Origin of the sequence: Arthrobacter sp. H41, from assembly GCF_000520535.1 — a bacterium.
GTDB lineage: Bacteria > Actinomycetota > Actinomycetes > Actinomycetales > Micrococcaceae > Arthrobacter_D.
This window is the reverse complement of the sequence record NZ_KI914793.1, coordinates 21,502-22,808: the sequence shown is the minus strand read 5'-3', so window position 1 is coordinate 22,808 and position 1,307 is coordinate 21,502. Positions and strand designations below refer to the sequence as shown.

Annotated in this window: 1 protein-coding gene; it reads left to right on the top strand. The window is 68.9% G+C overall.

What is annotated here, in order from left to right; translation table 11 throughout:
* The coding region (gene paaZ, locus Y705_RS18660) for a phenylacetic acid degradation bifunctional protein PaaZ (RefSeq protein WP_155849994.1) at positions 1–1,307 on the top strand (1,307 nt) is incomplete at both ends.

Here is a 1,307-nt window from a genome sequence, read left to right as displayed (position 1 = left end):
CGCCCGCTCGACCGGGCAGGCCGCGCTCGGAGCCCTCACCTTCCATGAGCGTGCGCTCAAGCTCAAGGAGCTGGCCCAGTACCTGAACGCGCACCGCCAGCCGCTGTACGAACTGTCGGCCCGCACGGGTGCAACCCGCGGGGATTCGATGGTGGATATCGACGGCGGCATCGGCGTCCTCTTCACATTCGGTTCCAAGGGCAGGCGCGAACTGCCCAACGCACAGGTGATCGTCGACGGACCGGCGGAGACGCTTTCGAAGGACGGCTCGTTCCTCGGTACCCATATCCATACCCGGCTCCCAGGCGTGGCGGTCCAGATCAATGCCTTCAACTTCCCGGTGTGGGGGATGCTCGAGAAGCTGGCACCCGCCTTCCTCGCCGGGGTTCCCACCATCGTCAAGCCGGCCACCCCGACGGGCTACCTGACCGCAGCCGTCGTGAAGCTGATCATCGAGTCGGACATCCTGCCGAGGGGTTCGCTGCAGCTGATCTCGGGGCCGGCACGGGACATCCTCGACTACCTCGACTACCGGGACATGGTGTCCTTCACGGGGTCGGCGTCCACGGCGAACCACCTCAAATCCCACCCCAGCGTGGCCACCGGGGGAGTGCGCTTCACCTCCGAGACCGATTCGCTGAACGCCGCCATCCTGGGCCCCGATGCCGTGCCCGGCACCCCGGAGTTCGAGGCCTTCATCCGATCCCTGGTCACCGAGGTCACGGTCAAGGCCGGCCAGAAGTGCACCGGCATCCGCCGCACCATCGTTCCCAGGAACCTCGTCGACGACGTCGTCGCCGCCGCCGGTGAGCGGATCCGGCAGCGCGTGATCCTCGGCGACCCCCGGGCCGAGGGCGTCACCATGGGTGCGCTCGCCTCCCTGGAGCAGCTCGAGGGCGTCCAGGATGCCGTGCGGGAACTGCTGGCCTCGGGCGGATCCCTCGCCTACGGCTCGCTCGACGCGCCGGAGGTGACGCATGCCGACAGTTCGATCGCGCCGGCACCGGGCGGCGCGTTCATGGCTCCCATCCTGCTGACCTGGGAGGATGTCGAGGCCGGGGCGCTGCACTCGATCGAGGCCTTCGGTCCGGTGGCCTCGGTGATCGGGTACGACGACGTCGCACACGCAGTACAGCTCGCCGCGCTGGGCGCTGGGTCGCTCGTGGCCACCGTCTGCACCAATGATCCGGACATTGCCCGGGAGCTGGTCACGGGAATCGCCGCGCACCATGGCCGGGTGCTGATCCTCAACCGGGAGGACGCCCGCTCCTCCACCGGCCACGGCTCACCCGTGCCGCACCTGGTGC